Origin of the sequence: Streptomyces sp. B6B3 (genome assembly GCF_039871525.1) — a bacterium.
Classification (GTDB): domain Bacteria; phylum Actinomycetota; class Actinomycetes; order Streptomycetales; family Streptomycetaceae; genus Streptomyces.
Genome location: NZ_JBDPLU010000002.1, coordinates 510,521 through 528,912 on the forward strand (window position 1 = coordinate 510,521; position 18,392 = coordinate 528,912).

Annotated in this window: 16 protein-coding genes, 1 pseudogene and 1 riboswitch; of the genes and pseudogenes, 6 read left to right on the plus strand and 11 right to left on the minus strand. The window is 72.6% G+C overall.

Features of this window, described 5'->3' with window-relative positions:
• The first annotated feature begins 43 nt into the window (after positions 1 to 43).
• Positions 44 to 979 carry a DNA-3-methyladenine glycosylase 2 family protein gene (locus ABGB06_RS06530; protein ID WP_347586160.1) on the plus strand — a complete coding sequence of 312 codons (936 nt, stop codon included), beginning with the start codon at positions 44 to 46 and terminating at the stop codon, positions 977 to 979.
• Between the two features lie 54 nt (positions 980 to 1,033).
• On the opposite strand, the gene ABGB06_RS06535 is transcribed toward ABGB06_RS06530, so the two are convergent.
• Positions 1,034 to 1,615, minus strand: coding sequence for an acyl-CoA thioesterase (locus ABGB06_RS06535; protein WP_347586162.1), 582 nt, complete (start codon positions 1,613 to 1,615; stop codon positions 1,034 to 1,036).
• A gap of 109 nt (positions 1,616 to 1,724) precedes the next feature.
• On the opposite strand from ABGB06_RS06535, the gene ABGB06_RS06540 reads away from it, so the two are divergent.
• Positions 1,725 to 3,008, plus strand: a complete 1,284-nt coding sequence (locus ABGB06_RS06540; protein WP_347586164.1) for an LCP family protein — start codon at positions 1,725 to 1,727, stop codon at positions 3,006 to 3,008.
• Positions 3,009 to 3,087: 79 nt separating this feature from the next.
• Here the strand turns inward: ABGB06_RS06540 and ABGB06_RS06545 are convergent, their stop codons facing one another.
• Complete coding sequence (locus ABGB06_RS06545) at positions 3,088 to 3,453, minus strand: VOC family protein (RefSeq protein WP_347586166.1); 366 nt, start codon at positions 3,451 to 3,453, stop codon at positions 3,088 to 3,090.
• Between the two features lie 130 nt (positions 3,454 to 3,583).
• On the opposite strand from ABGB06_RS06545, the gene ABGB06_RS06550 reads away from it, so the two are divergent.
• Complete coding sequence (locus ABGB06_RS06550) at positions 3,584 to 4,132, plus strand: CGNR zinc finger domain-containing protein (RefSeq protein WP_347586168.1); 549 nt, start codon at positions 3,584 to 3,586, stop codon at positions 4,130 to 4,132.
• 118 nt (positions 4,133 to 4,250) lie between these two features.
• On the opposite strand, the gene ABGB06_RS06555 is transcribed toward ABGB06_RS06550, so the two are convergent.
• The 3 genes and pseudogenes from ABGB06_RS06555 to ABGB06_RS06565 form a co-directional block, all read right to left on the minus strand.
• Complete coding sequence (locus ABGB06_RS06555; RefSeq protein WP_347586170.1) at positions 4,251 to 4,907, minus strand: GNAT family protein; 657 nt, start codon at positions 4,905 to 4,907, stop codon at positions 4,251 to 4,253.
• A 182-nt stretch (positions 4,908 to 5,089) separates the two neighbouring features.
• Positions 5,090 to 5,845, minus strand: a pseudogene (locus ABGB06_RS06560) (glycosyl hydrolase family 5); the annotation flags it as partial.
• Positions 5,846 to 6,058: 213 nt separating this feature from the next.
• Entirely contained in the window at positions 6,059 to 7,450 is a 1,392-nt protein-coding gene (locus ABGB06_RS06565) for a UDP-glucose/GDP-mannose dehydrogenase family protein (protein WP_347586172.1), read from the minus strand.
• A gap of 165 nt (positions 7,451 to 7,615) precedes the next feature.
• On the opposite strand from ABGB06_RS06565, the gene ABGB06_RS06570 reads away from it, so the two are divergent.
• Entirely contained in the window at positions 7,616 to 8,776 is a 1,161-nt protein-coding gene (locus tag ABGB06_RS06570) for an acyl-CoA dehydrogenase family protein (RefSeq protein ID WP_347586173.1), read from the plus strand.
• Positions 8,777 to 8,817: 41 nt separating this feature from the next.
• Here ABGB06_RS06570 and ABGB06_RS06575 read toward each other — a convergent pair whose 3' ends face one another.
• The gene (locus tag ABGB06_RS06575) at positions 8,818 to 9,570 is read right to left on the minus strand and encodes a TetR/AcrR family transcriptional regulator (RefSeq protein ID WP_347586175.1); all 753 of its coding nucleotides are present in this window, start codon (positions 9,568 to 9,570) and stop codon (positions 8,818 to 8,820) included.
• Positions 9,571 to 9,701: 131 nt separating this feature from the next.
• On the opposite strand from ABGB06_RS06575, the gene ABGB06_RS06580 reads away from it, so the two are divergent.
• Entirely contained in the window at positions 9,702 to 10,712 is a 1,011-nt protein-coding gene (locus ABGB06_RS06580; protein ID WP_347586177.1) for an ATP-binding cassette domain-containing protein, read from the plus strand.
• Positions 10,709 to 11,509: an ABC transporter permease gene (locus tag ABGB06_RS06585; RefSeq protein WP_347586179.1), complete on the plus strand. Its 801-nt coding sequence runs from the start codon at positions 10,709 to 10,711 to the stop codon at positions 11,507 to 11,509. Before ABGB06_RS06580 ends, ABGB06_RS06585 begins: the two co-directional genes overlap by 4 nt.
• Positions 11,510 to 11,558: 49 nt before the next feature.
• Here ABGB06_RS06585 and ABGB06_RS06590 read toward each other — a convergent pair whose 3' ends face one another.
• From ABGB06_RS06590 to ABGB06_RS06610, 5 genes are all read right to left on the minus strand, one after another.
• The gene (locus ABGB06_RS06590) at positions 11,559 to 12,404 is read right to left on the minus strand and encodes a LysM peptidoglycan-binding domain-containing M23 family metallopeptidase (protein WP_347586181.1); all 846 of its coding nucleotides are present in this window, start codon (positions 12,402 to 12,404) and stop codon (positions 11,559 to 11,561) included.
• A 5-nt stretch (positions 12,405 to 12,409) separates the two neighbouring features.
• Positions 12,410 to 12,626, minus strand: a riboswitch (cyclic di-AMP (ydaO/yuaA leader).
• Positions 12,627 to 12,963: 337 nt separating this feature from the next.
• Complete coding sequence (locus ABGB06_RS06595) at positions 12,964 to 15,138, minus strand: DUF6351 family protein (protein ID WP_347586182.1); 2,175 nt, start codon at positions 15,136 to 15,138, stop codon at positions 12,964 to 12,966.
• Positions 15,139 to 15,248: 110 nt separating this feature from the next.
• Positions 15,249 to 16,445 (minus strand): dipeptidase, encoded by a 1,197-nt coding sequence (locus ABGB06_RS06600; RefSeq protein WP_347586184.1) that lies wholly within the window; start codon positions 16,443 to 16,445, stop codon positions 15,249 to 15,251.
• Between the two features lie 215 nt (positions 16,446 to 16,660).
• Positions 16,661 to 17,194: a 5-(carboxyamino)imidazole ribonucleotide mutase gene (gene purE, locus ABGB06_RS06605; protein ID WP_347586186.1), complete on the minus strand. Its 534-nt coding sequence runs from the start codon at positions 17,192 to 17,194 to the stop codon at positions 16,661 to 16,663.
• 52 nt (positions 17,195 to 17,246) lie between these two features.
• Positions 17,247 to 18,386, minus strand: a complete 1,140-nt coding sequence (locus ABGB06_RS06610) for a 5-(carboxyamino)imidazole ribonucleotide synthase (protein WP_347586591.1) — start codon at positions 18,384 to 18,386, stop codon at positions 17,247 to 17,249.
• Positions 18,387 to 18,392 lie beyond the last annotated feature (6 nt).

Below are 18,392 nucleotides of genomic sequence, written 5' to 3' on the forward strand. Positions count from 1 at the left end.
GGCGTCGGGCCGGGGGGACCCGGAGCCGTTAGCCTTACCGGACATGTCGGACCGCCTCGACCGCAGCTGGCCCCCGCCCACGCCGTACGACCTCCACCGCAGCCTGAGCGTGCTCGGCCGCGGCCCGTACGACCCCGCCTTCCACGCCGAGCGGGACGGCACCCTGTGGCGCGCCACCCGCACCCCGCAGGGCGCCGCCACGCTCCGCCTCGTCCCGGGTGACCGGATCCACGCCACCGCCTGGGGACCGGGCGCCGCGTGGGTGCTGGAATCGTTGCCCGCCCTGCTCGGCGCCGCCGACGATCCCGACGCCTTCGCCCCCCGGCACCGCCTGGTGGCCGAGGCGCTGCGCCGCCACGGCGGGCTGCGGCTCATCCGCACCGGCCTGGTGCTGGAGTCGCTCATCCCCTCCATCCTGGAGCAGCGGGTCACCACGCACGAGGCGTACCGCGCCTGGCGGCTGCTGCTGCGCCGGTTCGGCGAGCCGGCGCCGGGACCGGGGTCCGGCTCCCCCGACCTGCGCGGCATGCCCGAGTTGTACGTGATGCCGGAACCACGGGTCTTCGCCCGCATCCCGTCCTGGGAATGGCACCGGGCGGGCGTGGACGGGCAGCGCTCCTCGGCGGTGCTGCGCGCGGTGCGGCTGGCGCGGCGGCTGGAGGAGGCGACGACGATGGAGCTGCCCGAGGCGATCGCCCGGCTGCGCGCGGTGCCGGGCGTCGGCCCGTGGACCGCGGCCGAGACGCTCCAGCGCAGCAACGGCGCGCCCGACGCGATCACCGTGGGCGACCTGCACCTGCCGGGCATCATCGGCTACGCGCTGACCGGCGCGAGGGGCGCGGACGACGCCCGGATGCTGGAGCTGCTCGCGCCGTACGCCGGGCAGCGCTACCGCGCCGCCCGGCTGATCCTGCTGACCGGCCGCGCCCCCGCCCGCCGCACCCCCCGGATGCCGCGGATGGACATCGCCCGGCTCTAGACAGGGCCGGGTTCCGGGTTCCGGGCAGAGCCCGGCTCTGGGTGGGGCGCCTGTCTAGGGCTCGTCGCCGATGCCCTCGCGGCGGCGGCGTTCGCGCAGCTCCATGATCGCTCGGCGCCTGGCCAGCCGGTGGGTGCGCCGGATCTGCGCCTCCTGGAAGCGCCGCCGGTCCCGCCCGCTCTCCGGCAGCACGGGCGGCACCGGGCGCGGTCTCCCGTCCTCGTCCACGGCGGCGAACACCAGGTACGCCGTGCCGACGCGGCTCGCCGGCGTGGACTCGTTCCACCGCTCGGCCAGCACCTTCACCCCGATCTCCATCGAGCTGCGGCCGGTCCAGTTGACCTGGGCGTGCACGTGCACCAGGTCGCCGACCCTGACCGGCTCCAGGAACAGCATCTCGTCCATCGAGGCCGTCACCGCGGGCCCGCCCGAGTGCCGGCCGGCGACCGCACCGGCGGCGTCGTCGACCAGCTTCATGATGACCCCGCCGTGCACGGTGCCGAGCAGGTTGACGTCGTTCTGGGTCATGATGTGCGACAACGTGGTGCGGGAGGCCGCCGTGGGCTTTCCGGGGCCCGAGGGGTCCGGGGGATCCTGGCTGGCCACCGCGTCGGCTGCGCCGGGCTGGTCGGTCATGCGCCCCAGCGTATGCGCGGGGGCGCGCCCCGGTCGTTTGCATCAGCTCTGCCACATTCCCGTTCCCCCCTTACCCCGTCCACACGGCCACCGTGCAGACTGCTGTGTCATGAGCGACTGGCCCAACGGATGGACCGACAACGACCGCGACCGCGACCGTTACGGGCGGGGCGGTGGCCACCAGAGCCCTGACGGGCCGCAGGTGATGCCGCACGTCCGGCGTCCCGGGCCGTCCAGCGTTCCGCCGCCGCCCCGGCCGAGAGGCGGCGGGCACGACGCGTACGGGCCCGACCCCGGCTACCAGCAGCCGGACTACGACTCGGGGTACAGCGAGGGCCAGGTCTACCGCGGCAGCCGGAACGGCCCGCAGGGCCCGCAGCCGCCGGTGCCGCCGGACCCGTACGACCGGTACGACGACGAGCCGCGCGAGCGCAACTGGCCGCGCCGGCTGGGCTACGCGACGATAGCCCTGGTGCTGATCATGGTGATCGTGGCCACCGGCACCTACTTCTGGGCCGACAGCAAGCTGCGCCGGGAGGTGGACCTGTCCGCGGTGGAGGACCGGCCGGAGGCGGGCGAGGGCACCAACTACCTGATCGTCGGCTCGGACAGCCGGGAGGGGCTGAGCGAGGAGGACCAGCAGGAGCTCCACACCGGCTCCGTCGGCGGCCAGCGCACGGACACGATGATCCTGCTGCACGTCGGCGACAACGGGAACACCATGATCAGCCTGCCGCGCGACTCGCTCGTCACGATCCCGGAGTTCACCGGCAGTACCTCGGGTGACCGCATCCCCGCCAGCGAGGGCGTCAAGCTGAACGAGGCCTACTCCGACGAGGGCCCGTGGCTGCTGGTCCGCACCGTCGAGTACAACCTCGACCTCCGCATCGACCACTACCTGGAGATCGGCTTCGGCGGCTTCGCCAACGTCGTGGACGCGGTCGGTGGCGTGGAGATGTGCTTCGACGAGCCGGTGCAGGACGAGAACTCCGGCGCCGACTTCGAGGCCGGCTGCCACAACCTCGACGGCGCCGAGGCCCTGGCGTTCAACCGCCAGCGCTACCAGGAGGCCGAGGGCGACCTGGGCCGCACCAGGAACCAGCAGGAGTTCCTCGGCACGATCTCCGACAAGATGGCGTCGATGGGGACCATCCTCAATCCCTTCCGCCTCTACCCGACCCTCGGCGCCGGGCTCGACTCGCTGCTCGTCGACAAGGACATGAGCCTGTGGGACCTGCGCACGGTCTTCTACGCCATGCGCGACGCCAAGCAGATGAACATCCCGTGCCTGGACTACGCCGTCAACTGGGACGAGAACCGCGTCGAAAGCCTCGTGGAGCAGCTACGCAACGACGAGCCCGTCACCGTCAGCGACGAGGTGGGCGACCTCTGAGCGCCTGACGTCCGGCGGACGGGGAGCGGCCCAGCAGGCGCACAGCCACATCGGGTGGCCGGCCGGGCCGCGGCCGGACTCAGCAGGCGCAGAGACAGAACGGGTGGCCGGCCGGGTCGGCATAGACGCGGAAGTCCCGCTTGCCGTCGTCCCCCTCCAGCAGGGTGGCGCCGAGCCCCAGCACCCGCCGTTCCGCCGCGTCCAGCTGGTCCCTGGGCACGTCCAGGTCCAGGTGGAACTGCTGCGGCATCTCGGTGCTCGGCCAGCGCGGCGGCTGGTACCCCTCCGACTTCTGGAAGGCGAGGCGTCGGCCGTTCGGCCCGGTCAGCTCCACCCAGTCCCCCTCGCCCTCGACCCGCCAGTCCAGCACGTTGCCGTAGAACTCGGCGAGCGCCCGCGGGTCGGGGCAGTCGAGCACGGTGACGCCCATGGTGGGAACGGTCATGAGTCCTTCTCCTTCGCGCGTACCTGTCATCTGGCGCCCGTTACCTGATACCGCCTTCTTGAGGTAACGGGCGACGGTTACCACATCATGCCCCTCAACCGGTAACGCCGCAAGCAGTACCGTGGCGGCTATGGGTGAGAAACCAACGCCGGACGGGCTGCTCGTGGTCCAGGAGCTGATCAACACCCTGGACGTCGAGACCCGCGAGGACTCCCTGAGTACCCGGGACGGCCTCGCCGAACTCACCCGTCGGCACCAGCTGCGGCTCTCCCCCGACGACGTTCCCCAGGTGCGGCGCCTGCGCGAACAGTTGCGCGCCGTGTGCCGCGCACACGTCGGCGCGGAACTGCCGCCGGCGGACGCGGCGGAGCTGAACGGCTGGCTGGCCGCGGCCCCGCTCGTGCTGCGCGTCGAGGCCACGGGCGCCGCCGCCCTGCACCCGGCGCCGGGCCTCGCGCCCTTTCCCGCCCTCGTCGCCCGCATCGCCGTCGCCATCGCCGCGGGCGAGGCGGACGGCACCTGGCAGCGGCTCAAGGCGTGCGCTTCCGAGAGCTGCCAGTGGGCGTACTACGACCACAGCCCGGCGGGCCGCCGTCGCTGGTGTTCGATGCAGGCCTGCGGCACCCGCGAGAAGATGCGCACCTACCGCGCACGCCGGGACCGCTCCGCTACCGCTTGAAGGCCACGCCCGGCCAGAGGTTCACCTCGGAGTCCTCAGCACGGACCCCGAGGGCAGCTCGCAACGACATCCTGGGCACCGGAAGCCGCCGCCTCCCGCCGGGCGGATGACCACCCGGTCATCCGCTCTTCAGGCCCAGGAAGGACAGGCACGGTTCGAGGCCCTCGATCGACACCGGCACGGTGCGGTGCGCCTCCCAGCGCGCGCGGGTCAGCCGCAGCCGGCGCTCCGTCACCCGGTGGTTGCGCACCACGAGCCGCTCGATGCCGTCCGGCTCGTAGCCGAGCTTCCGGGACACGGCGTGGGAGGCGGGATTGTCGGAGAAGGCGCCCGACAGCGCGTCGTCCGCGCCGAGGCCCGCGAACGCCAGGTGCAGCACGGCCGCGCGCATCTCCGTGCCGATGCCGCCGCCCTGGTACCGGCGGCCCAGCCAGGAACCGGTGGACACCTCGCGGCGCACGGCGAAGTCGCGCGCGCCGACGGACTGCTGGCCGACCACCCGGCCCTCGGCGAAGACGGCGAGCGGCAGCGTCCAGTCCTCGGCCGTGACCTCGCCCCGCGTGCGCCAGTGGTGCAGGATCACCGACCGGGCGCGGTCGGCGGGCGGCAGGTCGGTCCAGGGGTATATGAAGGGCATCCGGGCCGGGTCGTGCACCCCCTCCGCCGCCAGGTCGGCCTGCTCGGCCAACTCGGCGTCGGTGGGGAACCGCAGTTCCAGGCGCGGGGTGGTCAGGCACAGGCCCAGGAGGGGCCAGTGCTCGGTCAGAGTGGCCATGCGTCATTGTCCGACCCGGGTCGCGGCGGAGGCATCCGCTTTTCCCCGGGGTGCCGCCCGACCAGCCCGCGCGGGGAGTCGGGCCACCCGGGCGGGCGACCCGACTCCCCTGGTCACAGGGCCCCGGGAGCGGAGGACCGACGCGTCGGTCGATCGCAGGGGATCATGTGATCGAAGGGTCAGTTGACCGACGCGGAGAACGAGTTCACGCCGAGGCCGGCGCCGCCTTCCCAGGGCTCGAATCCGGCCTGGACACTGGTGACGTACCAGTTCGGCTGGGCGATGCCGGCGCTGATCGCCTGGTCGACGAAGTCCATGACGTCGAAGCTGAAGCTGCTCATCGCCGACGGCGCGACGAACGAGATGACGTCGTTCGACCCGTTGCTTCCCTCCCAGACCTCCCAGTTCTGCCCCGCGACGCTGGCGGTGCCGGTCTGCGAGCCGATCGGCTGGATCGGGCCCACCCGGTTCAGCCAGATCATGATCTCGGTCTGGCTCACCCCGTCGGTCTGCGGCTCGGGGTCGAGCCAGATGTCGTAGGACGCGTTGTAGACGGCGTTGTCGACATAGGTGTACGAGATGTCGCTCGGGGCGCTGGAGATGGTGCTGACCTGCTTGGGCAGGTTGGTGCCGGGCGAACAGTTCGTGTAGTGGCAGCCCAGGAAGACGGACGGGTACGACTTCGGCGCGCCGTCGGTCGAGGAACTGCCGTCGGCCTGGGTGATCTGGAACCCGTTGTCCGTCACGTTGATGCACTGCGGCGCCGTGGAACCCCAGAGGTTGTTCTGCACGACGTAGCGCCCCTGGATCGTGGTGCTTCCGTACTGCTCACAGATCTGCACGTCGGCCTGAGACGTCTGCGTCGTCGTGACGAAGGCGACCAGCGTCCCGACGGCCACCAGGACCGCCGCGGCCGCGGATCGGAGGCGAGACTTCATGGTGCTCCTTCTGGTGTGGGGGATCAGATGGGAGCGCTCCCAAGGCACTGGCGGACGACTCTAGGGGCCCGTTCGAACGCTGACAAGACTCAACGCAGCGGCCGTTTCCGGCGGTTCGTATGGATTTTCCGTACGCGCAGAGTCGCCACCAGCAAAATTGTCGTAAAACTTCCGCGCTGCGGCGCCCTCGTCCCCGGCTCCGCGGCCACCTCGCTACGCCGCCGGGCGGCCGAGGGCCCGGTAGGTCCAGCGGGACTTGCGCCAGAGGGCGGGATCGAGCGTGTTGCGGCCGTCGAGGATGTGCCGGTCGGTGACCACGTCGGCGAGGACGGCCGGGTCGAGCTCACGGAACTCGCGCCACTCCGTGAGGTGGAGCACGGCGTGCGCACCGCGCGCGGCCTCGACGGCCGAGGAGGCGTAGCTCAGGGGGGGGAAGACGGCCTTGGCGTTCTCCATGGCCTTGGGGTCGTAGACCGTGACCTGGGCGCCCTGGAGGTGGAGCTGGCCGGCGATGTTGAGCGCCGGGGAGTCGCGGACGTCGTCGGAGTCGGGCTTGAAGGCGGCGCCGAGGACGGCGATCCGCTTGCCGAGCAGGGAGCCGTCGAGGGTCTCCCGGGTGAGGTCGACCATGTGGACCCGGCGACGCATGTTGATCGAGTCGATCTCGCGGAGGAAGGCCAGCGCCTCCGCGGCGCCCAGCTCGCCGGCCCTGGCCATGAAGGCGCGGATGTCCTTGGGCAGGCAGCCGCCGCCGAAGCCGATGCCGGCGCGCAGGAACTTCCGGCCGATGCGGTCGTCGTGGCCCAGCGCCTCGGCCAGCAGCGTCACGTCGCCGCCGGCGGCCTCGCAGATCTCGGCCATGGCGTTGATGAAGGAGATCTTGGTGGAGAGGAACGCGTTGGCGGCGGTCTTGACCAGCTCGGCGGTGGGAAGGTCGGTGACCAGGAACGGGGTGCCCTCGGCGATGGGCGTCGCGTAGACCTCGCGCAGCATCCGCTCGGCCCGCTCGGCGCCGGGTCCGGCGCCCACCCCGACGACGAGGCGGTCGGGGTGGAGGGTGTCCTGGACGGCGAAGCCCTCGCGGAGGAACTCCGGATTCCACGCGAGCTCGACGGCCTCCCCCGCGGGGGCCCGCTCGGCCAGCCGGACCGCGAGGCGGGCGGCGCTGCCGACGGGGACGGTGGACTTGCCGACCACCAGGGCGGGCCGGGTGAGGTGGGGCGCCAGGGAGTCGATCGCGGACTCGACGTAGGACATGTCGCAGGCGTACTCGCCGGCCCGCTGCGGCGTGTTGACGCAGACGAAGTGGACGTCGCCGAACTCGGCGGCCTCGGCGAACGACGTGGTGAAGGAGAGCCGCCCGGTCGCGCCGTCCAGGCCGGCGACGTGCCGGGCCAGCAGCTCCTCCAGGCCCGGCTCGTACATCGGGGCGGTGCCGCCGCGGAGCTTGTCGACCTTCGTCTGGTCGACGTCGAGACCCAGCACCTCGAACCCCAGGTCGGCCATGGCGGCGGCGTGGGTGGCGCCGAGATACCCGGTGCCGATGACCGTGATCTTGGGCGCGGGCGACGCGGGGGGCTCGGTGGCGGGCGCGGGCGAGGACATGCGGACTCCCGACGGGTGGCAGCTGATGACACGGTGGAAGCGGAACGTTCGGCCCGAGCATAGAACGGACGAGCGTGTCGGCGAGCTCACCTATCCACAGCCAGCCCACGTCCCTAGGATTAAGTTACTTAACGGTCGTTTGCCAACTGGAGCGAGGAGAGAGACGTGCCAGGAGCCGGAGACTTCGACCTCTACCGACCGGCCGAGGAGCACGACATGCTCCGGGCCTCGGTGCGCGCCCTCGCGGAGGCGAAGATCGCGCCGCACGCGGCCGAGGTGGACGAGGAGGGGCGCTTCCCGCAGGAGGCCCTGGACGCGCTGGTCGGCAACGACCTGCACGCCGTGCACGTGCCCGAGGAGTTCGGCGGCGCCGGTGCGGACGCCCTGGCCACGGTCATCGTGATCGAGGAGGTGGCGCGGGTGTGCGCCTCCTCCTCGCTGATCCCCGCGGTCAACAAGCTCGGCTCGATGCCGGTGATCCTGGCCGGCTCCAAGGAGCTGCGGGCGCGCTACCTGACGCCGCTGGCCCGCGGTGAGGCGATGTTCTCGTACTGCCTGTCCGAGCCGGACGCCGGTTCGGACGCCGGCGGCATGAAGACCCGGGCGGTGCGGGACGGCGACGACTACGTGCTGAACGGCGTGAAGCGGTGGATCACCAACGCCGGCGTCTCGGAGTACTACACGGTGATGGCCGTCACCGACCCGGAGAAGGGGGCCCGTGGCGGCATCTCGGCCTTCGTGGTGGAGAAGGGCGACGAGGGCGTGTCGTTCGGGGCGCCGGAGAAGAAGCTCGGCATCAAGGGCTCGCCGACCCGCGAGGTCTACCTGGACAACGTGCGGGTGCCCGCCGACCGGATGATCGGCGAGGAGGGCACCGGCTTCGCCACCGCGATGCGCACCCTGGACCACACCCGGATCACCATCGCCGCGCAGGCGCTGGGCATCGCGCAGGGCGCGCTCGACTACGCCAAGGGGTACGTGCGGGAGCGCAAGCAGTTCGGCAAGCCGGTCGGGGACTTCCAGGGCGTGCAGTTCATGCTCGCGGACATGGCGATGAAGCTGGCGGCGGCTCGCGAGCTGACCTACGCGGCGGCGGCGCGGTCGCAGCGGAACGACGGCGACCTGACGTTCTTCGGCGCGGCCGCGAAGTGCTACGCCTCGGACGCGGCGATGGAGATCACCACCGACGCGGTGCAACTGCTCGGCGGCTACGGCTACACCCGCGACTATCCGGTGGAGCGGATGATGCGGGACGCGAAGATCACCCAGATCTACGAGGGCACGAACCAGGTCCAGCGCATCGTGATGGCGCGGAACCTGCCGTAGGGCGCGGGCCGCCGCGGTCGGGCGGCGGGCGGCGGGCGGGGTCAGCCGTCCGGCGTCCGGCCGCGGAGCATCGCCGCGACCCCGTCGAGCAGGAAGCCGAGCCCGTACTCGAAGTCCTCCTCGGGGCCGGTGCGGTCGTCGTCGAAGACGCCGGCGGCGACGACCGAGGCCAGGGTGGGATAGCGGCCGTCGGTGACCACCTTGGCGAGCATCTGGGCGTAGACCCGGCCCCACTCCTCGTACGTGACGCCGGTCTCGGGGGCGGCGCGGGTCATCGAGAGCTCCTGGCGGACCTCGTTCATCACGTAGCCGCTGACGATGATCAGCACGCCCAGCATCTCGTCGGGCCGCAGCCCCGACCCGTCCATGGCCGAGAGCGCCGCCTCCATCCAGGCCAGGTTGTTGGGTCCCATGGGCGGACCGTTGAGCGGGACGTCGAGCATCCACGGGCTGGCGCGCAGCGTGTGCCACATGCCCCAGGCGTACGCCCGGAGGCCGCCGCGCCAGTCGCTCGGCCAGTCGTCGGCCTCGGGCCGCCCCGAGGCCATGTCGAACATGAGGTCGAGCAGATCGTCCTTGCCCGGGACATAGCGGTAGAGCGACATCGTCGTGACGCCGAGCGATTCGGCGACCTTCCGCATGGACACCCCGCCGAGACCCTCGGCGTCCGCGATCCCGACGGCGGTGCCGACGATCAGGTCCAGGTTCAGGCTGCCGCGCGGCCCTCTGCTGCCGGGCTGCTTGGTGCGCCACAGCAGGGCCAACGTCTGCTCCGGGTCGCGCCGGGCGGCCATTCGATCCCTCTCCACGTGCGGGACGTCCGTTCGTTGACGTCATCCTAGAACTGTGTATGGTGTACACGTAAGTCTACGGCATAAACAGTTTCTGCCGTACACGGTTCTGCGTGAGAGAGAGGTGGCGGGGGATGAAGGACGACGGGGCGATCGCGATCGCGGCCGAGGGGCTGCGCAAGCGCTACGGAGACCGGTGGGCGCTCGACGGCTTCGGCCTGACGGTGCCGGAGGGCACGGTGCACGGCCTGCTCGGCCCCAACGGGGCGGGCAAGACCACGGCCGTCCGCGCGCTGAGCACGCTGCTGCGCTACGACGCGGGCCGCGCCGAGATCTGCGGGTTCGACGTGGCACGGCAGCCGGCCGAGGTGCGCGCGCGCATCGGACTGACCGGCCAGTACGCGGCGGTCGACGAGCAGCTGAGCGGGCGGCAGAACCTGGTGATGTTCGGGCGGCTGTACCGGCTCGCGCCGCGCGCCGCGCGCCGCCGGGCCGACGAGTTGTTGGACCGCTTCGGCCTGACGGAGGCGGCGGGCAGGTCGGCCGGACAGTACTCGGGCGGCATGCGCCGCCGGCTGGACCTGGCCGCCAGCATGATCGTCGTACCGCGAGTGCTTTTCCTGGACGAGCCGACCACCGGGCTCGACCCCCGGTCCCGGAACCAGGTCTGGGACGCGGTGCGCTCCCTGGTCGCGGAGGGCACCACCGTGCTGCTGACGACGCAGTACCTCCAGGAGGCCGACGAGCTGGCCGACCGCATCGCGGTGCTGGACGCCGGCCGGGTGGTGGCCGAGGGCACCGCGGACGAGCTCAAGGGACGGCTCGGCGGGGACCGGGTCGAGGTCGAGGTCAGGCACGCCGCCGAGCTGCCCCGGGTGGCCGCGCTCGTCACCGGCCTCGCGTCCCGGCTCGGCGGGGCGCCGGGCGAGACCGAGACCGACCCGGACACCCGGCGGGTCAGCGCGCCGGTCGCCGACCGGGTGACCGCGCTGACCGAGCTGGTCAGGGCGCTGGACGACGCGGGCATCTCGGTGGCGGACATCGGCACCAGGCGGCCGACGCTGGACGAGGCGTTCCTGCACCTGACCGGGCACGGCGCGGACCGGAACGCCAGGGGCGGCACACGAGAGGGGATCCCGGCATGACACTCACCAGACTGCGCTGGGCGTTGGCGGACGCCCGGGTGATGACGCGGCGCAACATGACGCACGTGATCCGCACCCCGGAGGAGGTCGGCATCTACTTCTCGCTGCCGATCATGTTCGTGCTGGTCTTCGGCTACGTCTTCGGCAGCGGCATGAACGTGCCGGACGGCGGCGAGTACCGGGAGTTCCTGCTGCCCGGCGTCTTCGCGATGACCATGCTCTACGGGATGGGCGCCACCGGCACGGCCGTGGCCCTGGACGTCGGGCGGGGCGTGGTCGACCGGTTCCGCGCCATGCCGGTGGCGAGGTCGGCGCTGCTGACCGGGCGCAGCGTCGCGGACCTGCTGCGGGCGCTGCTGGAGATGACCGTGCTGGTGGTGTGCGGCCTGCTGGTGGGCTGGGAGTGGCACCGGGGCCTGGGGCGGGCGCTGCTCGCGGTGGCGCTGGTGCTGGCGCTGCGGGTGGCGGTCACCTGGATCGGCATCTACCTGGGGCTCCTGGTGCGGAACCCCGACATGGTCGGCACCATCGTCTTCCCGCTGGCGTTCCCGCTGACCGCGCTGTCCAACGTCTTCGTGGCGCCGGAGCTGATGCCGGGCTGGCTCGGCACGGTCTCCGAATGGAACCCGCTGTCCTCGACGGTCGCGGCGATCCGGGAGCTGTTCGGCAATCCGGGCCTGGCCGGCGGCGGCTGGGCGACGGAGCACGCGCTGCTGCTCGCGGTGGCCTGGCCGGTGCTGCTGACGGCGGTCTTCGCCCCCATGGCGGTGCGCCGGTACCAGCGGCTGAGCCGCTGACACCGGCGCACCGGGGTGGCGCCGGGATCGGCGCCGGGTGGCGCGTCGCTCAGATGGTGACGCCGTTGTCCCGCAGGTAGGCCAGCGGGTCCACGTCCGAGCCGTACTCGGGGCCGGTCCGCACCTCGAAGTGCAGGTGCGGGCCGGTCACGTTGCCGGTGGAGCCGGACAGGCCGATCTGCTCTCCCGAGCCGACCTGCTGGCCGACGCTGACGGAGATCGAGGAGAGGTGGGCGTACTCCGTGTAGAAGCCGTCGGGGTGCAGGATGACGACCTCGTTGCCGTAGGCGCCGCCGTCGCCGGCCGAGACGACCTCGCCGGAGGTGACGGAGACCACGGAGGTGCCCTCGCCGACGGAGAAGTCGACGCCGGTGTGGTAGCCGGAGGACCACAGGGAGCCCGCCGTGCCGTAGGCGGTGCCGACAGGGCCGGCGACCGGGGCGGTGTAGCCGGAGGAGGACTCGGCCGGCTCCTCGGCCGGCTCCTCGGCCGGGGCAGGCTCCTCGGCGGCGGCCGCGGAGCCACCGGCGAGGGCGAGCTCCTGGCCCGGGTAGATCAGGTCGGGGTCGCCGCCTATGACGGAACGGTTCGCGTCGAACAGCTGACGCCAGCCGCCGTCGACGCCCTGGGCGTCGGCGATCTTGGACAGGGTGTCGCCGCTGAGCACGGTGTAGGTCCCGGCGTTGCCCTGCTGGGCGGCGGGGGCGGAGACCTGGGCGGCCTGGTGGACGGTGGACGCGTTGGCGTCGCTGACGGCGGCCGGTTGGGCGGTGGCGCTCGCGCCACCCGCGGCGATCAGCGGAAGGGCCACGCCGGCGCCGCCGGCGGTGAGCATCAGGGAAAGCCGGGAGACGCGACGGACGCGCTGACGGCGGTGTCGTCCGCGTGCGGACATAGGTGAGCTCCTCCTCCTACGCCTGCGAGGTGAGCTGTCGGGTTCGGGCCGGAGTCGCCCGGCCACCGCCGATTCGGGCGCTGTCGCGCCGAATTCGCGAGGTGGCTTCACCCCTAGCCGTGATCTGCCGTGGCAGACCAGGCGGAAATTGGGTCCCCCGCTCCTGTCACGCGGAATTGCTGCTGTCCCGCACCCGGTGACAGGATTCGGCGTCCGGTAGCGGCTCGCCGCGGGTGCGGCGCGGATGCACCGTAATCCGAGGAATTCGGGCGAGACAAGAAACGGGGAGCACTCAGGCCCATCCCGCCCCAAGATCGGAAATACCCACCCGCCCCCGACGACGCCCTCCGAGCTCCGCCCAAGCCACCAACTCGCACCCAGCGGACACGACTTGCCGGGGCGGGGAATTCCGACGAAGAGGGCCGGGCGGCGTCCGGCCGGACGAAAGTGAGTTCGGTCACGGCCGGACGCCCATCGGATGCCATTTCGTTCTATGGCACAGAATGTCGGAATCGCACGGTGACCCTTCCGGACGGATCCACGCCGGATCAGGCCCCGATCAGAAGACCTGCCAGGTGCCGTTCAGGCCCCGCTGGCCGACGCCGTCCCTGGACCAGTCGCAGACCCCGTCGGGGAAGACCGACCGCAGCCGCTCCTCCTGGGCCGCGGTGAGCGGCACGCCGTACGAGTCGGGGTCGACCGGCCGGAGCTGGCAGGCGACCACGTCGTTCTCGATCCCCGCGCCGGCCACCATCCGGGGCGACTCCCACACCGGGTACTCGGTGTTGCAGCGGGTGGTGCCGTTGCCCGGCTCCTGACGCTCCACGATCTTCACGTCGTCCCGGGTCCAGCACGCCTCCTGGAGGTCGGCCGGCCGGTTGCGGATCACCCGGTCCAGCGGTGAGCCGTGCCGGTGGTCGGCCTGGATGCCGGTCACCCAGGCGTCCATCTGGTCCAGCGCCTCGGCGAGGACCGGATTGTTCGAGGTGAAGCCGCCGTAGGCCTCGTCCTCCTGGACGAGCATGACCTGGTTCGCCGAGGTCCCGTTGGCCTGCTCCAGCCGCTCCCGGGTGGCGAAGCCCTGGAAGCTCATGTGGATGTCGCCGTTCTCGTTCAGGTCCGTGTACTCGCGGTGGTCGATGATCGGCATCCCGGCCAGCCCGCCGCCGCCGTTGAGCAGCCGGCCCGTCGCGTACGCCGCCTCGGTGGCCCGCGGATCGGCCACGGTCCGCTCGGGCACATGGTTGGCGTCGGCGTCGAACCCGCCGATGCCCTCGTTCAGGTCGAGGAACTGGTCGACGGTGATCCCGCCGTCGCCGAGCGCGCCACGGCCGTACTCGATGCCGACGTTGTCCAGCGGCCGCCGCGCGAAGCCGGTGGCCGGATCGGTGCCGTAGACGTTGACGGTGTGGTCGTAGACGTCGCAGCGCGCGCCGGTCGGATTGGTCACCGGGTCGTAGCGCAGCTCCACCGGCAACTGGTCGGGGCAGAAGATCCGCGGGTCGATGCGGCCCCCGGCGACGGCGAGGTTGCCGATGCTCTCCCAGACCCCGAAGCCGGACACCGCGCGCTGCTGTTCCTGGGTGAACGCGCCGGGCGCCGTCTCCTCGAAGTAGTGGTCCAGCAGCCGGGCGTCGGAGACCGTGTGGACGGTGCCGAAGCCGACGTCGGGGAAGCTGCAGCCGACGATGATGCCGTCCAGCAGGCCCGGGTAGTTGTCGCCGATCTGCTGCGCCTGGTAAGAGCCGCCGGAGCAGCCCCAGCCGATGGTGAACCGCGGGTTGCCGTACGCCTCGACGAACCGCTCCTTGACCATCGCCATCGACTCGGCGGCCAGCAGGTCGTTGCAGTTGTTACCGAAAACGTTGAGGGTGGAGGAGGCCACCGCGTAGCCCTTGGCGAGCATGCCGTCCTCGGTCACGCCGCCGGTCCGCCGCCCCTGGACGTACCAGCCGTCCGTGCAGCCGCCGCCGAAGGTGTAGACGAGCCGCCCGTTCCAGCCCGGCGAGCGGTGCAGCACGTCGGGCGCGCGCTCCTCCGCCGGGTCGGCGAGCATCGCGATCTCATAGATGGCCCGGTTGATGGTCCCGGTCTCCACCCGGACGATGTACGGCACGCGCTCGCCCTCGTTGGTGGTGGTCCAGGCCAGGTCGGCGGGCCGGGTGGTGTCGGCGGGCAGCGGGCGCAGCTCGCCCGTCGTGGTGCGGTAGACGTGGTCGACCCGGGTCTCCACCGAGCAGTCCTCGTCCAGCGGCGGGCCCAGACGTTCGCCGGTGACCATCGTGAACCGCTCGGTGTCGCAGACGAACGGCGTCTCCTGCGGCCCCGAGAACACCGGCCCGGTGCGCGGGTGGTTCTCCAGGACCAGGTCCGCGGGCCTGACCCGGTGGTCGCCCGGCACCTCGGCGGTGAGCTCGTTCGGGCCCTCGGCGAGGCCGGTGACCAGCCCCAGCAGCGTGTCCCGGTGCCGGCCCGCGTGCGGGTCCTCGTGGAACGCGCCGGTCACGTCCCGGCCGTCGATCTCGATCGTCACCCGGTCCAGGTCGACCCGGCCGCGAGCCTCGATCTCGACCAGCGCGTCACCGCCCGAGACGGTGTCGGGTCGGGAGGAGACGACCGTGGCGGTCAACTCCCCGCCGCCGCTCTGGGACGCGGCCGGCGGTCCCGTGGCGATCAGGCCGGCGGTGACCGCCAGCGTCAGCAGCGCTCCGTGTACGGCTCTCCGTCTTTGCATCCGCGAGGACCTCCTCGGTACAGCTCCCCCCTACCGACCGTTCGGTAGGCAATGTACGGGAGCGGAACCGACGTTGACCCGGCGCGAACGGGCCCTTTCCGGTGTGTCGTTCAGCCGCCGCCGGGGCCGTCGAGCTCCTCGATCGTCGCGAGGGAGGGTCCGCGGCGGGCCGCGATGTCCCGGGCGGCGGCCTCCGCGTCGCGCAGCACCCGCACCGCGTTCCGCCAGGTGAGCTTCGCCAGGTCGGCGTCCGACCAGCCGCGGCCGAGCAGCTCGGCGAGCAGGTTCGGGTAGTCCGCGACGCTCTGCAGGCCGTCCGGCAGGTAGGTCACCCCGTCGAAGTCACCGCCGATGCCGAGGTGGTCCACGCCGGCCACCTCGCGCATGTGGTCGAGATGGTCGGCGACCGCGGCCAGGGTGGCGCGCGGGCGCGGGTGGCTCTCCTCGAACGCGCGCAGCAGCCGCCGCGCGTCCTCCCCCGTGGCCATCGGGTCCAGGCCCTGGGCGGACGTGTACTCGTCCGCCAGCCGGTCCCACTCCATGGCCTCCGGCAGCACGAACTGCGGCACGAACGTCGCCATCGCCACCCCGCCGTTGGCCGGCAGCGCCGCCAACACGTCGTCGGGCACGTTGCGCGGATGGTCGCAGACGGCGCGCGCCGAGGAGTGCGAGAAGATCACCGGCGCCTCGGTCACCCGCAGCGCGTCGCGCATGGTGGCCGGGGCCACATGGGAGAGGTCGACGAGCATGCCCAGCCGGTTCATCTCGCGCACCACCTCCTCGCCGAACGCGGTGAGGCCGTCGTGCCGCGGCGCGTCGGTGGCCGCGTCGGCCCAGTCCAGGGTGGCGTTGTGGGTCAGCGTCAGGTACCGGACGCCGAGCCGGTACAGGCCGCGCAGCGTGCCCAGCGAGTTGTTGATCGCGTGCCCACCCTCGGCGCCCATGAGCGAGGCCACCCGGCCCTCGGACCGCGCCGCCTCCATGTCGTCGGCGGTCAACGCCTCGCGCAGCGCGTCCGGATAGCGGGCGAGCAGCAGCCGCACCGCGTCGATCTGCTCCAGACAGGCGCTGACGGCGGCGTCCCCGGTCAGCGCGACGCTGACGTAGACCGACCAGAACTGGGCGCCCACCCCGCCGGCACGCAGCCGCGGAAGGTCGGTGTGCAGGTGCGCGCTCTGGTCCACGGCGATGTCGCGGCGGTCCAGGTCGTACCCGACCTGCACCCGCAGATGCCACGGCAGGTCGTTGTGCCCGTCCACGACGGGGTGCTCGGCCAGCAGCTCCCGTGCCTTGTCCAGCCTGCTCACGGCGCCTCCTCGAACGGCGATGACGGTCGGCGCCCCGGGCCCGGGTCGCGCGGCCGGGGGTGGGTCGGTCGGTTGAGGGTCGAGTGGTACGTCGTCGGGCCCGGGCCGGCCGGGATCAGCCCGGTCGGGTCGGCGGCGACCGCCGGCGGGCGTGGCGGTGCGGAGCCGACCGGCCGGAGCCGAGGCGGTGCCGGCCACGGGCCGGTCCGGGAAGGTCAGGGCAGGGCGCCCGGCGATTCCTCAGCGGCAAGCGTCCTGCGCAGGCGCCGGCCCTTCTCGGTGGCCTGCTCCCGCAACGCGTCCTGGAAGGCGGTCATCCGCTCCCGCAGCGCCGGATCGTGCGCCGCCAGCATCCGCACCGCGAGCAGCCCCGCGTTCCGCGCGCCACCGACGGAGACCGTGGCCACCGGCACCCCGGCGGGCATCTGCACGATGGACAGCAGCGAGTCCATGCCGTCCAGATGGGCCAGCGGCACCGGCACCCCGACGACCGGCAGCGGGGTCACCGCCGCCAGCATCCCCGGCAGATGGGCGGCGCCGCCCGCACCGGCGATGATCACCCGCAGCCCGCGCCCGGCGGCGCCCTCGCCGTACGCGATCATCTCCTGCGGCATGCGGTGCGCCGAGACGACGTCCACCTCGTGCGCCACCCCGAACTCGGCCAGCGCGTCGGCCGCGCCGCGCATCACCGGCCAGTCGGAGTCCGAGCCCATCACGACGCCGACCAGCGGCGCGCCCGCCCCGGTCATCCGCGCCTCCCGCGGGTCCGCGGCTGCCGGACGCGCCGGAATCCGTCGATGCTCACTCGTCGATGACCCCTCGCAGATAGTCGGCGGCGTGCCGGGCGCGCTCCCGCACCTCGCCCAGCTCCTCGCCGAAGGCGGTGACGTGCCCGACCTTGCGGCCCGGCTTCACGTCCTTCCCGTACACGTGGATCTTCAGCCCCGGGTCGCGCGCCATGCAGTGCAGGAACGCCGGGTACAGGTCGGGGTAGTCGCCGCCGAGCACGTTCGTCATCACGGTCCAGGGGGCGCGCGGGCGCGGGTCGCCCAGCGGCAGGTCGAGCACGGCCCGCAGGTGGTTGGCGAACTGCGAGGTGACCGCGCCGTCCTGGGTCCAGTGCCCCGAGTTGTGCGGGCGCATGGCCAGCTCGTTGACCAGGATCCGGTCGTCCCCGGTCTGGAAGAGCTCGACCGCCAGATGCCCGACCAGGTCCAGCTCCTGGGCGATGCGCAGCGCCAGCCGCTGGGCCCGCAGCGCGAGCTCGGCGGACAGGCCGGGGGCGGGCGCGATCACGGTGTCGCACACGCCGGCCACCTGCACGGACTCCACCACGGGGTACGCGACGGCCTGGCCGTGCGGCGAGCGCACCACGTTGGCCGCCAGCTCACGGGTGAAGTCCACCGCCTCCTCGGCCAGCACCGGGACGCCGGCCAGGAACGGCTCCGCGGCCGGCCCGGCGTCCGCGGCCTCGGCGGCCGACCGCAGCAGCCACACGCCCTTGCCGTCGTACCCGCCCCTGACGGTCTTCAGCACCACCGGATAGCCGCCGGCCTCCCGCTCGGCGAAGCGCCGGACGTCGGCCGGATCCGCGACGATCCGGTGCACCGGGCAGGGAACGCCCAGCTCGCTGAGCCGGGCCCGCATCACGCCCTTGTCCTGGGCGTGCACCAGCGCGTCCGGCCCAGGACGCACGGCGACGCCGTCCGCCTGCAACGCCCGCAGGTGCTCGGTGGGCACGTGCTCGTGGTCGAAGGTGATCACGTCGCAGCCGCGGGCGAAGTCACGCAGCGTGGCGAGATCGCGGTGGTCGCCCACGACGACGTCGGCCGCCACCCGCGCCGCCGAGTCCTGCGGTCGCTCGCTGAGGACCCGAAACCCGATCCCCAGCGGGATGCTGGCCTCGTGGGTCATGCGGGCCAGCTGGCCACCGCCGATCATGCCGAC

What these genes read in the sequence shown, in the direction of transcription:
- ABGB06_RS06580 (WP_347586177.1), top strand. Translation starts at nt 9,702, where the DNA reads ATGAAGGACGACGGGGCGATCGCGATCGCGGCCGAGGGGCTGCGCAAG.
- ABGB06_RS06550 (WP_347586168.1), top strand. Translation starts at nt 3,584, where the DNA reads ATGGGTGAGAAACCAACGCCGGACGGGCTGCTCGTGGTCCAGGAGCTG.
- ABGB06_RS06595 (WP_347586182.1), bottom strand. Translation starts at nt 15,138, where the DNA reads ATGCAAAGACGGAGAGCCGTACACGGAGCGCTGCTGACGCTGGCGGTC.
- ABGB06_RS06585 (WP_347586179.1), top strand. Translation starts at nt 10,709, where the DNA reads ATGACACTCACCAGACTGCGCTGGGCGTTGGCGGACGCCCGGGTGATG.
- purE (WP_347586186.1), bottom strand. Translation starts at nt 17,194, where the DNA reads ATGACCGGGGCGGGCGCGCCGCTGGTCGGCGTCGTGATGGGCTCGGAC.
- ABGB06_RS06540 (WP_347586164.1), top strand. Translation starts at nt 1,725, where the DNA reads ATGAGCGACTGGCCCAACGGATGGACCGACAACGACCGCGACCGCGAC.
- ABGB06_RS06535 (WP_347586162.1), bottom strand. Translation starts at nt 1,615, where the DNA reads ATGACCGACCAGCCCGGCGCAGCCGACGCGGTGGCCAGCCAGGATCCC.
- ABGB06_RS06565 (WP_347586172.1), bottom strand. Translation starts at nt 7,450, where the DNA reads ATGTCCTCGCCCGCGCCCGCCACCGAGCCCCCCGCGTCGCCCGCGCCC.
- ABGB06_RS06530 (WP_347586160.1), top strand. Translation starts at nt 44, where the DNA reads ATGTCGGACCGCCTCGACCGCAGCTGGCCCCCGCCCACGCCGTACGAC.
- ABGB06_RS06555 (WP_347586170.1), bottom strand. Translation starts at nt 4,907, where the DNA reads ATGGCCACTCTGACCGAGCACTGGCCCCTCCTGGGCCTGTGCCTGACC.
- ABGB06_RS06545 (WP_347586166.1), bottom strand. Translation starts at nt 3,453, where the DNA reads ATGACCGTTCCCACCATGGGCGTCACCGTGCTCGACTGCCCCGACCCG.
- ABGB06_RS06590 (WP_347586181.1), bottom strand. Translation starts at nt 12,404, where the DNA reads ATGTCCGCACGCGGACGACACCGCCGTCAGCGCGTCCGTCGCGTCTCC.
- ABGB06_RS06610 (WP_347586591.1), bottom strand. Translation starts at nt 18,386, where the DNA reads ATGATCGGCGGTGGCCAGCTGGCCCGCATGACCCACGAGGCCAGCATC.
- ABGB06_RS06575 (WP_347586175.1), bottom strand. Translation starts at nt 9,570, where the DNA reads ATGGCCGCCCGGCGCGACCCGGAGCAGACGTTGGCCCTGCTGTGGCGC.